Origin of the sequence: Propionigenium maris DSM 9537 (assembly GCF_027925155.1) — a bacterium.
GTDB classification, from domain to species: Bacteria; Fusobacteriota; Fusobacteriia; order Fusobacteriales; family Fusobacteriaceae; genus Propionigenium; species Propionigenium maris.
On the sequence record NZ_BSDY01000003.1, the window covers coordinates 247,572 to 260,579 of the forward strand.

Genomic DNA, 13,008 nt, shown 5'->3' on the forward strand with positions numbered 1-13,008 from the left:
TAAGTTCGTCTTTAAAAGACAAGTTTCCGCTCAGAGGAAGTTTTTTTCACTTACATCTAATATAATGCCCCTGAATAAGAATCTGTTAATCATTATAAATACACAGCCTGGGAGGTCAACAGACTTATATCTTAGTAGTATTTTAGCGGATTTATTTGCCTGGCTTTTGGGGAAGCAGGGGGAATAAAGAGGTTTCCATAAGTTCGGATTTAAACTTAATGCAATTAACTTTTCGGAAGTGGATTCAGAGGATCTCCATAGACACTTAAAAGAGAGGCTAGAAATTTTAGAAGAGAGGCAGAGATGAAATAGGAGGGGGTTATGTTTCTAAGAAAAGAATTGGTGATAGCCGGATTATTATTTTCCAGCTCATTATTTTCCGGAATTTTTTATGGTGAGGGATATTTTGATGGTATAGGTTACGGAGATATCGTCACTGTGGAAGCCAAAACCGGTGAAAGCGGACAGCCTTATTACGCGAGGATGACAGGCCCAAAAAAAATAATCATATATGATTGGACTAGCTCTCCTAACTTCACCTTCACACTGGATAATGCATTTACTGCGGAGCTATACCCCAAGAACAGAGACAATGCATACGCAAGATGGGGTGTGGATAAGGCGGCAGTAAAGGGGGAAACTGCAGATGGCCTTTCTATAACCCCGACGGCACAAGATGGTGCAAATTGGAGCCATGACACAGATAAAGACGGGGTTCAGTATTATAAAAGAGATAGAGACCTTACTAGCGACAGGCTGACACTGGACATAAAGATGCATTTTGTGGCGAGACGGAGGCCGGTTACTTTTTCATGGGGGGCTTATTACTGGGAGAAGAAGTCGAATACCCACTGGACCAATAACTCAACGGAGATAATACATACTTATCCAATGGACCTCTACTGCAGAGACATTGATTTTGGTGTTCTAGAGGGAAGTTTAATAGGGAAGAACGCTCAAGGAACTATAGACTTTAACGCCCAAGCAGGTGAGCGGTTCACGTTATCTTTCCCTAGGGAGATTACTATGACAGGGGGAAATAGCGGGAACAGTTCGATACTAATAGACGTAGATGTAGATGTAGATGGGAATAGCTCAGGAACGATGACTTTTACGAGAAATGACAGCATGTATCCTAATAGCTATCCTCTCAACTTAACAGTAAGTCCGAGGAACCCAGTTGAACATTTTGAAATAGGGTCATATAGCGGAATTGTACAATTAGGTGTGGTTCACTTGTAAGGAGGAGTTGTGATTTCGAAAAGGCGGTTATTAATCTTATTCTCTCTAATACTTTTGTTAGAGAAGTGGGCAGAGGTGTTTAGCCCACCACCAACCCATGAGGTCGGGGTGGTAGAGGAGATATCCAATAATAGATACAAAGATTTACCTTTAGAGGAGGTGCCTGAGCATGCATTTCCTGATAGAAGTGATACGGTATTAGTATTCGACGCGAAGCCCCTGGAGGATAAAGGGGAAACACCAGCAGTTGAGTCGGGGATTGGCAAGGAGGAGCCTGTCACAGAAAAGGGGGGATCCTCCTTCTCTGTAAAATCATATGTTAGGGATTTGACCCCTAAATTTGATAGAGAAGCTAAAAACTATTCAGATATAACTCCTGAATACAATTATGAGGATGATTTGGAAGGGGAGTTGACACCAGTAGCAGTTAACCTGACTGCAAATAGTAAAGTTAGTCATGACTTCTTTCCTGCACATACCCTAAACAGAGATATCTACCTAGATCCCGAAGACTTAATAGAGTTTATAGCGGCTAAGGATTTAGAATACAATAATGGTGTAATTGAAGGCTCTTATAACTTTAGGAACTATAAAGCAGATATGAGGAGTTTAGACCACATCACAACACCTGAAGGCAGACTCCTAGTGAAGGGGGAAAGTCTGAGTAAGCTGAGATCAGTAAAAATATCAACATCCAATTATGACGACCTAGAGGTGAAGCTAGAATTAGGGTTCGAATTAGTGCAATTAAGCGAGGCTAAGGAGCTTAAAAGACGTGAAAGTATAGGGGAGTGGGAAGAAGAGGAAACTTACATAAAAGAAGATTGGAAGATATTCACTCCTGGAGTGGTGGACTTAAATTATAATAAGGATTTTGATAACCATACACAAAGTTTGGGGATGAGATATACAAATCACATCCTCTATGGTAATTTGAATTTAAATTACCAGGTGAGAGATGATGGTGACAATGTAGATACAGATCTAACAAGATGGACATGGGAAAGAGATTTATATGATGATAGAAAGATCGTTTTAGGAGATGTATATCAAACATCTAACTCATCAACTGTTGGTGGAGGTAGCATGAGTGGTGTGACAATATCCCGAAGAGGTGGTTGGGATTACAGCACAAGAGTAACTAAAAACTCAATAACAGGTAATGTAGCACCTGGAACTATAGTAGAACTATACCGTAATAATGTCCTGGTGGATTATTTAACAACAACCAATGGTGAGTATGAGTTTGAAGTGGAAATGCGAGGGTCTGACAGGTACGCAATGAGAATGTACTACCCCGATGGCAGAAGAGAGATAGTAGATGTCAATAGAATAAACAGGCACGACCTTGTATCTCAAGGAGAATTTGATTATGAGCTACAGGTAGGAGATGCAGAAAATGAGGATGGGACATTATACAACGTGGGTATGTTCTACGGCCTATCCGACACATTAACTTTAGGCTCTAACTTCTTAAATTCAGGAGATAGTGAAGGGAATTTCAGTGATTTCGCAAATCTATCTCTTTTGAAAGTAGGAAAGGGGTCAAACCCCTATCAGGCTAAATTAGATTATACTTTCAATGAGGAAGGGTATGATTTTGAGATCAATTTAGACAGTAAATTCAATAAGTGGTCCTACACACTCCTTTACTCTAAATTATCTGGTTTTGAAGATTACGGATATTATGGGGAAGAGGAATTAGATGCTTCGCTCTCTTACTATCTAGGACCCACTATCTTAACTTACAGCTATAATGAAATAACTGCGAATGAGGAGAAGCGTAAAAATAATACACTTGAAATATCTTACAGCTACAGGAATTCCTACTCTAGCTTATATGCTAGGTACTATGAGGATTATGAAGTATATAGCATGTCAAATACAGTGTTTGTAGACAGAAGGTTTTCCAGTGTCCTCGAGTCTATATCAACAAGTATAGAAAAAGATACTCGAAGAGATGAAGTAAAGCGCTCTCTAAGGTTTTCCAAGAACTCCAATAATGGTGGCGGGATGACCTACTCCTTGCAATATGATAAATTTACTGAAGACAAGCTGTCATTTGAAGTAGGTTACTACTTTAATGGTTTTGGTGAATTACTTTACAGATCAGACAATAGGAATTCTACTTCAGGAAGCATGGCGGTAAGAACAAGTGTAAACCTAGCAAGTGAAGACAAAGTATCTTACAGGAAACATGGCGGGACCTCAACTATAAGAGGGAGAGTATTTGTAGATTCAAATGCTGACGGGGTTTATAACGAAGGTGAAGTCGTGTTAAGCAATAGAGAGTTTGATACTCCTAGAAGTGATATAAAGGTAAAAACTAATGAGAATGGTGAGTATTTTGTTACTAATCTGTCATCTTTAGTTGAAAGGGAGATACACATAGGCGGAGAGGATTTGGGGTTATATTTAGCACCACCGATAGGTTATAAATACAAGGCACTGCCAGGCGGCTTATTAACAATAGACATTCCCATCCTAGAGATGCAATCACTAACTGGTGAAATATTCTTCTCTGAAGACTTTATGTATCACGAAGTAATGGAGGTGTTAGGCAGTAGTTCAATCGTAGCAGTTAATAAGGCAACTAAAGAGAAGTATGAAGTAGATTTAGAAGATGAATATTATATCCTAGAGGTTCCTGCAGGAGATTATCAGATCGGGATGGATTACAAGGGGGATCAGAGTATAATGATTCATGATCATGGAGTGTACTATATAGATTTAAAAGGTATTGCTTTAGATTACAATGCATTTAAGCTCTATGTATCTAAGGGGGATATCGACGGTGAGGAAGTTTACATAGTAAAACTTGAAGGTAGTGACCCTTACCATGATAGCCGTATATCATGGAAGGGGAGAGAAAGTGAGATTATATCGTTTAGTAAGGAGAATTAATGATGAAAAAGATTTTAATGGGACTAATTTTATTTGTAAGTTTACATACAGCACAAGCAATCCCAACACTTTATCCCCAGATAACAGAGATAGAGATGAAGGGAGATGTGGAGTATGAGAAAATTATTATCGGAAATACAGGTGACCAGTCAGTAAGGTATGCACTAAAGCTAATACCTTTTGACGAGGAATATGATCTCACACCTTATGTGGACTTCTTCCCAAAGGTGGTTGAGGTCAGGCCTGGTAAACAAAGAGTTATAAAGATGTCAGTTAAGGATCTTCCTAAGGAATTTACTGATGGTGAGATGAGAACGACTCTAATGATCGAAGAGTTGAGAAGCAAGACTTCCCAAGTATATAAAACAATGAACGTTGAGTCTGAAGGGACATCTGCGACAATCGGTGTAAATGTTGATATTGGGACAACCATATATGCTAGAAAAGGGAATCTAATAGAAACTGTTGCACTTAATACAATAGAAGAGGTAGAAGACGGTTACCTAGTTACGGTTTCTAACACTGGAAATACATCATTCCAACCAAAAATAGAATTGACTGAGAAGGATGACACCATTCATATAGAAACAAATAAAATATTAAGAGGAGGTCAAGATACATTTAAGGTGGATTCCAAGTACAAGGGAAGACTAATGGTGATTAAGGATTCCAAAGGTAAAGAAATTATTAAAGAGAATTTGTAAGGAGAGTGTAAATGAAAAAGATCAAATTATTATCTATAGTGGGAGCTTTAGGAATTATGACAACACAATCTTATGCGGAACTGGGAAGCGTGAAGTATAGTGTTCCAGTAAGGATGACAGTGGCCTCATCGGTCCTGGTTGAGACATCAGGACCCATAGATTTTGGGGATATCGAGATTGAGGATGGGGCTACTTCAACTGCCAGAACCGCTGTAACAGTAACACATTCCAGCCCTGGTTCGGCACTTACTGCTACAGTCCCATTGCATGTAACTCTTAAAAATGACAATAATGATGAGATAGAAGTTCTGAATAGATGGGAGAAAGGTAGTGGAGAAGATGGGACTATTACAATAAGTGGTGAGGATATCTCTTGGAATGTTTCAGCAATAACAGGTGATCCTGCTGAGTTTGAACTAGTTTCAACTCTAAATTTAGATGGTACCGAGGAAATAGGAAACTATACAGGAACTACACTAATTAAAGTATTTATTATCTAACATATCAGGAGGGAAATAAGTGAAAAGATTAATTTTGGGGGCATTATTATTAACAGGTTTAACAATGAACGCATTTGGTAGCAATGAGGGTGAGACAACAGTTCAGTATAAAGCTAACCTATATAAGTCAGTAAAGATAACTCACTCTAATGACTTTGAAGGGTTTTATTATACCAACGGTAAAGGTTCAGGAATTCAAACTCAGACAGTAGACTTTACACTAGAGGGGGGAGATGGTACGGTCGAAATAAAATATCAAACTATGATTGAAATAGCAGATGGGGAATCCAATAAAGTACCATACCTTCTTAGCATAGAAGAGAAAACTACTGGAGAGCATACAGTTCCAATAACAGACGGAGAAGGACAATTCACAATGGAGGGGCAAATCGTACAGGAGTTCCCTGAGGGAACAGATGGGATTTATACAGGAGTAGTAGCAATAACAGCTTTATATAAGTAATCCATAGGGGCTTTACAGCCCCTATTTTAATATAATAAGACAGGTAGCGCAGGAAGGAGGATTAATTGGAAATTTGGTCAAGGAACAAGAGATGCTTTTATAGGTGCAACAGATGTCACACCACACTATAGATAAACCAAGGAGGAGCTTAGGCTTCCATTTTTACTAGGGAGGAGAAGTGAAGAAGATCATATTAACAGTATGTTTTACCATGAGCTTAATAATTTTTGCAGCCACAGAGAAACCAATAAAGGGATATAAGAAAGCTATCAAAGAGCTGATAACATTACTGGAGGAAGCAAGGAAGGTAGCACTGGACGAGGGGGATACAGAAAGAGCCAGGATCTATGAAATGAGAATCGAGGAATATGAAGGTGATATAACCTCCAAGGCGCTCAAGTATTTCAGGAGTGATTTCTTCACAGATGCACAAGTGAATAACTACACCCTGGCAATCATGAGTGAGATGGAGGAACTCCAGAGAGAGAACTCCACACACTAGCCCGAAAACCTTTAAACTCTTCCTATAAGGATTAAATAGGAGTAAGGGAACTTAATCAAAACTTAAAATTAAAAAAATTTCCATTAGTGAAGGGGCTTCCCAGGTGTTCAAGATATAAATACCATTAAATATACTTTACTTCAATTATATGACAGGTTAAAGCGATGGAGTTTTCACTATTTTATCCCATGGGTTGCATCCATTATAAAAAAAAGTATAAAATCTCCTTAAGATAAACTTTCACAGGGAAAACATTAATCTATACAAGAAAGGGTGGTAAAAGGATGTTATTTGAAATCAGGGAACTTCTTTCAGAGAATGAAATGAAAGCGTCAGAGATTCTTACCTTTACCAGGGGAGAATATATCTATACCTCTACAGAGAAGATAAGGGTGGGGTATGTATTAAGTGGAGAGGTTAAGATATTAAAAAACTCTTTAGACAAGGAGTATCTCTCCTCAGAAAAGTTTGTGGCAGGAAGCTTTGTAGGCTTAAACCTCTATCTCCACGGGGCTCTGGAGGGGGTGGGACTGGATTTTTTAGCGGACTCAGATGATACCAGGATTATCTTTTTTACCAGGGAGTGCGTGGAAAAACTTTTAAAGAATCCCAGCTTCATAAGGAGGGTGATGGATGAATCATATAGAGCCCTGGCCAATGAAACGAGGGCTCTGGGTACAGCATTCCTCTACGGACCTCTTGGGCACTTTGCCTATATCCTGGATACTACACAATGTAAATCCATGGTGTATTTTGAAAGGTTTTTAGATTACTGCAAATATCTCAATATAAATAAGACCCGCCTCTATGAGATAACTAATAAGCTTTCTCGGGATGGGGCCATAAAAAAGAAGAAAAATTATATTGAGATCCTAGACAATAAAAAGCTGAGGAGTCACTTCGGGGAGGAAGGTTAAGGGGGAAACACCGAATACCTGAGGATCGCTTTCTAAACTCAATTTAAATATCGGCCTCTCCAACCACTGGAAGTGTACCATTGGTTAGGGAGGTTTTTATATTGCTTAAATCCAATTAATAAATGAAGAAACTAAATTTACTTCATCTCTCAATATAAAAGGAATTTCTCCGGTTCCCCTATATTACTATAGTAAGAAGAATCTTCAATTAATAACAATAACCCTGTGTGGGTCTTCAACCTTTCCACATAGTCTGGAGGTGAAACTATGAACTTTTTCCTGAACCTGAACCCGGTAGTACAGGCCTTCCTCGCCACACTCTTTACCTGGAGTGTCACTGCAGCAGGGGCGGCTCTTGTTTTCTTTGCTGAGAGTGTAAACCAAAAGATTATGGATTCCATGCTGGGCTTTGCTGCCGGCGTAATGATCGCAGCAAGCTTCTGGTCCCTCCTGGCGCCGGGCTTGGAGATGGCAGAGTACCTGGGGCACATCCCCTGGCTAACTGCAGTCATTGGATTTATGGGGGGAGGAATCTTTATGAGGCTCACCGACAGGATCCTCCCCCACCTTCATCCGGGGTTAAGTTTCGATAAAACCGAGGGGGTAAAGACCTCATGGCAGCGAAGCACTCTTCTGGTCCTTGCAATAACCCTTCACAATATCCCAGAGGGATTGGCTGTGGGGGTAGCCTTTGGAGCTGTGGCAGCTGATCTCCCCTCTGCCACCATAGGAGGAGCTGTGGCCCTGGCTGTGGGGATCGGTATTCAGAACTTTCCTGAGGGAACTGCTGTATCCATGCCCCTTAGAAGGGAGGGAATGAGCAGGAGGAAATCCTTCTTCATAGGGCAGGCTTCCGCCCTTGTGGAACCCATTGCAGGTGTCATGGGAGCACTCTTTGTTTTAAAGATGCAGAATGTTCTTCCCTACGCTCTCTGCTTTGCTGCCGGAGCTATGATCTTTGTGGTGGTGGAGGAGCTCATCCCTGAATCCCAGAGCAACTATGCAAATATCGATCTGGTAACCCTGGCAACAATGACGGGCTTTTCCATAATGATGATCCTGGATGTGGCCTTGGGATAGTGAACCTCAAGTAGATTATAAGTTCTTTTTTGAAAGAGAGAGATAGAAGAGATAGAAAGGAATTTTCTACTTTTACATCTTTTGACTCTAAAGTTAAAGGTTTTCTATAGCTATTGCAGTATATAGTAGATGAGATTTAAGAGAGGGCAAAAAATATCTTAATCTCATATTCATCTAAAAAATACTAGAAGAGACCCCCTTGCCCAGGGGTCTTTTCGCTTTTACATCCCCACACAGATAATTCTTCTCTTCACTCTTTAAAATAAAAAAACTAAAGATCAGTATTTTTATATTAAAATTAAAGGAATAAGAAAAGTACTTCCCCTACGCAGGGGCCCATGGTGTATACTTTCGCCGGGAGGTGTAAAATGTACAGAAATATTGTTAAGATCGACTACACGGAAGAGGTATTGGAGGATTTCAACAGGGATAATATTGTATTCCTCTTTAAAAGGTATATTAATATGCTGAGGGAGGTAGAACCCCTCCTTCAGAAAAGGGACAGCGATGAATACAGGGCTCTGAGAAGGAAGGTCAGAAGGGAGTTTGTGAGATCCTACAAGATACTCAGCGGAAGGTTTACAGAGGAGCAGGTCTCCCACATAAACCAGACCATCCACAGGGTGACCAGCATGTGGAGGGAGAGCCACCTGGCTGTCATAGGGAGGAAGGTTAAAGGAAGGTTTTAACATTTTAGATAAGTTCTATTAACTCACAGGTACCTTTTTAGGTACCTTTTTTATTCTGCCACTGCTGCTTCCCGAGCTTCACCCTTGACAATGGAGAGTGTAGAGGTTAAATATTAAATAGGGCCATTGATATTTCAGATGATGGCATTGGGAGCAGGCTAGGAGCACTCATCCTGTCTCGGGATATGCCCATAGCTTATATCATAATTGTAAGTTTATCTGTGAAGGAGGTATCTGTATGTATGTAATCGATAAGGGAGTTTGTATCTCATGTGGGGCGTGTGAAGGGACCTGTCCGGTGACAGCTATTTCGGCGGATCCAGATGGAAAGTATGAAATATCTGATGCGTGTATCGACTGCGGGGCATGTGCAGCAGTATGTCCGGTAGAGTGTATCTCAGCTGAATAATTATTGGTTTTAAAAACTTATTTTAAATTTAGAAGTATGGCTATTAGGCTCCTGGGGATACTCCAGAAGCCTCTTTATTTTAATAGATAGTTTATGTAGAGCTTTGAATCTATGAAGATATTGAGTTCGCTGACCACCTCTATCTCCCCCACATACCGCTCTATATGTTCCCTGGGAGCTGTAAAGTTGTCCAAGGCCTCATCCACAATGAGGTTGTTATCCCCGTCCCTCACCCTGACTACCACCTCATAGGTGTTCTCCACATAGTTGGGTATGATCTTCAGATACTTTCCCTCAAAGGGGGAAGTGCTTTTTCTGGGAACCCTGTTGTGGATAGTGTCCAGATACCCATATGGCATATTTAAACTATCCACTTCCTCTGCAGAGACCCACAGGAGTTCCCCTCCATCCTCATCGAAGAGGGTCTCTGGGATACTCACTGCTGAGCAGATAAAGGGCACAATTATTATATTTTTACTGCCCACTGTATAGAGCCAGGGCTCCATAGAGGAATCCACCTGGATGGCAATCCCGCTTTCCTCCAAGAACTCCTCTACAAGCCTCTCCTCCATGGAGGTGTCCGTTGTTTCAAGCTTCCCCCCCAGCAGTTCAAACTCATCTCTCTGGTTTTTTCTCAGCAGGTATCTCCCCTCGTGGCAGAGAACCCCCTTTACCGCTACTGAAAACTTATCCCTCATAGCTGTTCCTCCTTAATTTAAAATACACCCAATTATAGTATATTTAGAAAGTATTTTCTCCATTAATATGGAGCACTTTTCGTCAAATTTTCCAAAAATCTTTTTGTAATTTTATTTATCTTTATTTTTGTTTTTTTCATAGGGACCTCTATAAGGCCCACAACCCGAATCAGGTGCAAATGCTCGCTATATGGTTTTTGACCTTGTATTTCAAGAAAGAAAAGCATTGACTTAATCCACAATTCTTTTGTAGTATACCCTTGTCAAAATTAAATATAACTTTATGGTTTGAAATATCAATTAAAAGGGAAGAGAGGTCTGAAACCTCCGCGGTCCCGCCACTGAGAGGCTGACGAAACCATCATTTACCACTGGATTATCCGGGAAGGGATGGGAGTAGAGCGACGCTGAGCCAGGAGACCTGCCATGAAGTCTGTATACTATGAACCTGCGAGGACGGGGAGTATTCAAAAACGCTATTTTTTAATATGTTTTTGTATCTCTCTCTCTTGTAGAAATAAAGGGGAGAGTTTTTTTTATGAAAAAGAAGATGTTATTGGGGGCTTTTATTTTATGTGCATGGTCTGCTATTGGGGCAGAGGAGGATTTTTTCTTTGAGGAGGGCACCATCACTCAGAGACTGGAGGAAAGTGTAGTTACTACAGAAAGGTTTGAAACCAATGTACGTAACACACCGAAGAATATTACCATTGTTACAAGGGATGATATTGAAAAGAAGGGGGCCAAGAGTGTTATCGAAGCACTGAAGGGAGTTCCAGGGGCTAATGCTAAAAATAGTTTTGGTTTCGGAAGTATCGATCTCAGGGGCCAGGGGGCAGCCAACCACTCAAATACCCTCATCCTTGTAGACGGGATCAGGCAAAATCCTGTGGATATGGGAGGAGCCAGAGTCAACAACATTGATATTGCAAATGTAGAGAGGATCGAGGTCATCCCCGGGGGTGGATCGGTACTCTATGGTGACGGAGCAGTAGGGGGAGTTGTAAACATAGTAACAAGAACTGCCGCTGCCACAGAGGGATACAGATCAATCTTTGCAGAGGCTGGAAAAAACAGCCTCCTTGGATACGGGGTGAATTTCGGGGAAAAATTAACAGACAGCCTTCTTCTGCAGTTAAACTATACAGATAGAAATAACAGTGGCTACAGGGACAACGGGGACTATGATACAGAAAATATTGAGGTAGGGCTTAAATATATGCTCTCGGACACAGATACGGTTTCCTATAAATACGGCCACTACGAGGAGGCATACGGTCTCCCTGGATCTCTGAAAAAAAATGATCTGGGAGATGATTTGGACGAGGGGAGAAGCTGGACTAAATCTCCAAGGAAGCATGCTGAGTATATAACCGATTCCCACACTTTAAGCTACGGTACAAAAATAAATAACAGTTTAGAGTTTATGATAGATGGTAACTACAAGAAGAGCGACTACGATTCCGTTGATGAGGGGGAAGCAAATACTGCCTATGATAACTCCCAGTATATGATAAAGCCTAAATTAAAGCTTTCCTATGGGGAGGGATCCCACGTAATTTTTGGATACGACTACTATAAGGGTGACTCTGAAGTTAAAGATTACTTTGGTTCCCCTGTGGACAGGGATCTGGAAAAGTCTTCGGACAGTGTCTTTGCCCTCAATACCTACAGCTGGAAAAAATTCCAGTTCATCCAGGGAGTAAGATATGAGAAGACAGATTATGACCTTAAAGCTGATCAGACCCTGGAGCCTGGGAAAACATACACCGATATGGATTCCTCCAACACAGCTGTGGAACTGGCAGTAAACTACCTCTACTCCGATACGGGAAGTGCCTATATCTCCTATACCAATGGATTCAGGACTCCAAATACAGGGGAGCTTTCAAGGGCTTCAGAGGATATCAAGGAGCAGACCCACGAGTACTTTGAGGTTGGATTAAAGGATGTTATCTTCGATTCATTTGTAAGTGCCAGTGTCTTTAAAGCCTATACAGAGGATGAGATCTATTATGATAAGGTCAACTACGTAAATACAAATCTAGAGGGAGAGAGTGAAAAGGTTGGGGTTGAACTATTTGCAGAGCAGTACCTGGGAAGGCTGACGCTCAGTGAGACATTTACATACATTGAAACAGAGATGCAGGATGGTCCATATGAGGGAAAGGAGGTTCCAGGAGTACCAAAGTACAGCTTTAACCTTGGAGCGGACTATCAGTTTACCAGCAAGTTAAGAGGTAACACCTCAATAAATTACGTGGGTGAATCCTACTACAACTCCGACTTCAATAATGAGGCTGATAAGATGGACGACTACATAACTGTGGACATTAAAGCAGCATATGACTTCCAGAATGGTCTGGAGATCTACGCCGGGATAGATAATATCTTTGCCGAGGAGTACTATGAGTATGCCGGTTACTACTACTCAAGTTCTTCCGGGGACAACTACTACTACTATCCGGCTCCTGAGAGAACCTACTACGCAGGATTCAAATATAACTTTTAAATGAAATCGCCATCCTTATTTAGGATAGCTGTATAAAAGAGTGGCTTTTATGTCACTCTTTTTTATTACCTGATAACAATATGTTATTTTATTTGCCTTGTAAATAAAGACAGTTCCTTGAGCTTTTAATTGTTACTTTACTTACAGAAACTATTCGTACCTTTTGTCTTGATACAAAAGGTACCTAAAAAATCAAGACTTCCGGCAATTGTCTTCTTAAGTATAACAAAGTTTCTGTTTCTTTTATGGGCTCTGGATAGAGCCTATCCTGTATAACGAAACGACGTAGCATAATTTGTGAAGCCCGACGCCGGCCTGCAGTCGGCCATTTAAGTGCTTTTAATCGATTGTAACTTTTAGAAAGCTATACTTTCCTAAATAGTAAAAA

The 13,008-nt window shown here is 40.7% G+C and carries 12 protein-coding genes and 1 riboswitch; of the genes, 11 read left to right on the plus strand and 1 reads right to left on the minus strand.

Translation table 11 applies throughout. The features are described 5' to 3' along the window. The first annotated feature begins 321 nt into the window (after positions 1 to 321). The 10 genes from QMG11_RS04540 (at position 322) to QMG11_RS04585 (ending at position 9,410) form a co-directional block, all read left to right on the plus strand. Positions 322 to 1,242, plus strand: a complete 921-nt coding sequence (locus tag QMG11_RS04540) for a hypothetical protein (protein ID WP_281833813.1) — start codon at positions 322 to 324, stop codon at positions 1,240 to 1,242. Positions 1,243 to 1,251: 9 nt separating this feature from the next. Next, positions 1,252 to 4,146 carry a fimbria/pilus outer membrane usher protein gene (locus tag QMG11_RS04545; RefSeq protein ID WP_281833815.1) on the plus strand — a complete coding sequence of 965 codons (2,895 nt, stop codon included), beginning with the start codon at positions 1,252 to 1,254 and terminating at the stop codon, positions 4,144 to 4,146. Positions 4,147 to 4,148: 2 nt separating this feature from the next. After that, complete coding sequence (locus QMG11_RS04550; RefSeq protein ID WP_281833816.1) at positions 4,149 to 4,850, plus strand: hypothetical protein; 702 nt, start codon at positions 4,149 to 4,151, stop codon at positions 4,848 to 4,850. An 11-nt stretch (positions 4,851 to 4,861) separates the two neighbouring features. Continuing rightward, the gene (locus tag QMG11_RS04555) at positions 4,862 to 5,350 is read left to right on the plus strand and encodes a Csu type fimbrial protein (RefSeq protein WP_281833818.1); all 489 of its coding nucleotides are present in this window, start codon (positions 4,862 to 4,864) and stop codon (positions 5,348 to 5,350) included. A 19-nt stretch (positions 5,351 to 5,369) separates the two neighbouring features. Further along, positions 5,370 to 5,813 (plus strand): hypothetical protein, encoded by a 444-nt coding sequence (locus QMG11_RS04560; RefSeq protein WP_281833823.1) that lies wholly within the window; start codon positions 5,370 to 5,372, stop codon positions 5,811 to 5,813. A 178-nt stretch (positions 5,814 to 5,991) separates the two neighbouring features. Further along, the gene (locus QMG11_RS04565) at positions 5,992 to 6,315 is read left to right on the plus strand and encodes a hypothetical protein (RefSeq protein ID WP_281833825.1); all 324 of its coding nucleotides are present in this window, start codon (positions 5,992 to 5,994) and stop codon (positions 6,313 to 6,315) included. Between the two features lie 284 nt (positions 6,316 to 6,599). Continuing rightward, positions 6,600 to 7,232 (plus strand): cyclic nucleotide-binding domain-containing protein, encoded by a 633-nt coding sequence (locus QMG11_RS04570; RefSeq protein ID WP_281833827.1) that lies wholly within the window; start codon positions 6,600 to 6,602, stop codon positions 7,230 to 7,232. Positions 7,233 to 7,499: 267 nt separating this feature from the next. After that, on the plus strand, positions 7,500 to 8,312 hold the full coding sequence (locus QMG11_RS04575; RefSeq protein WP_281833829.1) for a ZIP family metal transporter: 813 nt from the start codon (positions 7,500 to 7,502) through the stop codon (positions 8,310 to 8,312). Positions 8,313 to 8,680: 368 nt separating this feature from the next. After that, positions 8,681 to 9,001: a hypothetical protein gene (locus QMG11_RS04580; RefSeq protein ID WP_281833831.1), complete on the plus strand. Its 321-nt coding sequence runs from the start codon at positions 8,681 to 8,683 to the stop codon at positions 8,999 to 9,001. Positions 9,002 to 9,239: 238 nt separating this feature from the next. Then, a complete protein-coding gene (locus QMG11_RS04585) occupies positions 9,240 to 9,410 on the plus strand; it encodes a 4Fe-4S binding protein (RefSeq protein ID WP_281833833.1) in 171 nt (56 codons plus the stop codon). A 74-nt stretch (positions 9,411 to 9,484) separates the two neighbouring features. On the opposite strand, the gene QMG11_RS04590 is transcribed toward QMG11_RS04585, so the two are convergent. Continuing rightward, complete coding sequence (locus tag QMG11_RS04590; RefSeq protein ID WP_281833836.1) at positions 9,485 to 10,108, minus strand: NUDIX hydrolase; 624 nt, start codon at positions 10,106 to 10,108, stop codon at positions 9,485 to 9,487. A gap of 267 nt (positions 10,109 to 10,375) precedes the next feature. Beyond that, positions 10,376 to 10,551, plus strand: a riboswitch (cobalamin riboswitch). Between the two features lie 95 nt (positions 10,552 to 10,646). Here QMG11_RS04590 and QMG11_RS04595 point away from each other — a divergent pair. Further along, the gene (locus tag QMG11_RS04595; RefSeq protein ID WP_281833838.1) at positions 10,647 to 12,620 is read left to right on the plus strand and encodes a TonB-dependent receptor; all 1,974 of its coding nucleotides are present in this window, start codon (positions 10,647 to 10,649) and stop codon (positions 12,618 to 12,620) included. The last annotated feature ends 388 nt before the right edge of the window (positions 12,621 to 13,008 follow it).

Coding starts and splice junctions, on each gene's coding strand:
- QMG11_RS04555 (WP_281833818.1), top strand. CDS start 4,862: ATGAAAAAGATCAAATTATTATCTATAGTGGGAGCTTTAGGAATTATG.
- QMG11_RS04595 (WP_281833838.1), top strand. CDS start 10,647: ATGAAAAAGAAGATGTTATTGGGGGCTTTTATTTTATGTGCATGGTCT.
- QMG11_RS04540 (WP_281833813.1), top strand. CDS start 322: ATGTTTCTAAGAAAAGAATTGGTGATAGCCGGATTATTATTTTCCAGC.
- QMG11_RS04585 (WP_281833833.1), top strand. CDS start 9,240: ATGTATGTAATCGATAAGGGAGTTTGTATCTCATGTGGGGCGTGTGAA.
- QMG11_RS04575 (WP_281833829.1), top strand. CDS start 7,500: ATGAACTTTTTCCTGAACCTGAACCCGGTAGTACAGGCCTTCCTCGCC.
- QMG11_RS04590 (WP_281833836.1), bottom strand. CDS start 10,108: ATGAGGGATAAGTTTTCAGTAGCGGTAAAGGGGGTTCTCTGCCACGAG.
- QMG11_RS04550 (WP_281833816.1), top strand. CDS start 4,149: ATGAAAAAGATTTTAATGGGACTAATTTTATTTGTAAGTTTACATACA.
- QMG11_RS04570 (WP_281833827.1), top strand. CDS start 6,600: ATGTTATTTGAAATCAGGGAACTTCTTTCAGAGAATGAAATGAAAGCG.
- QMG11_RS04580 (WP_281833831.1), top strand. CDS start 8,681: ATGTACAGAAATATTGTTAAGATCGACTACACGGAAGAGGTATTGGAG.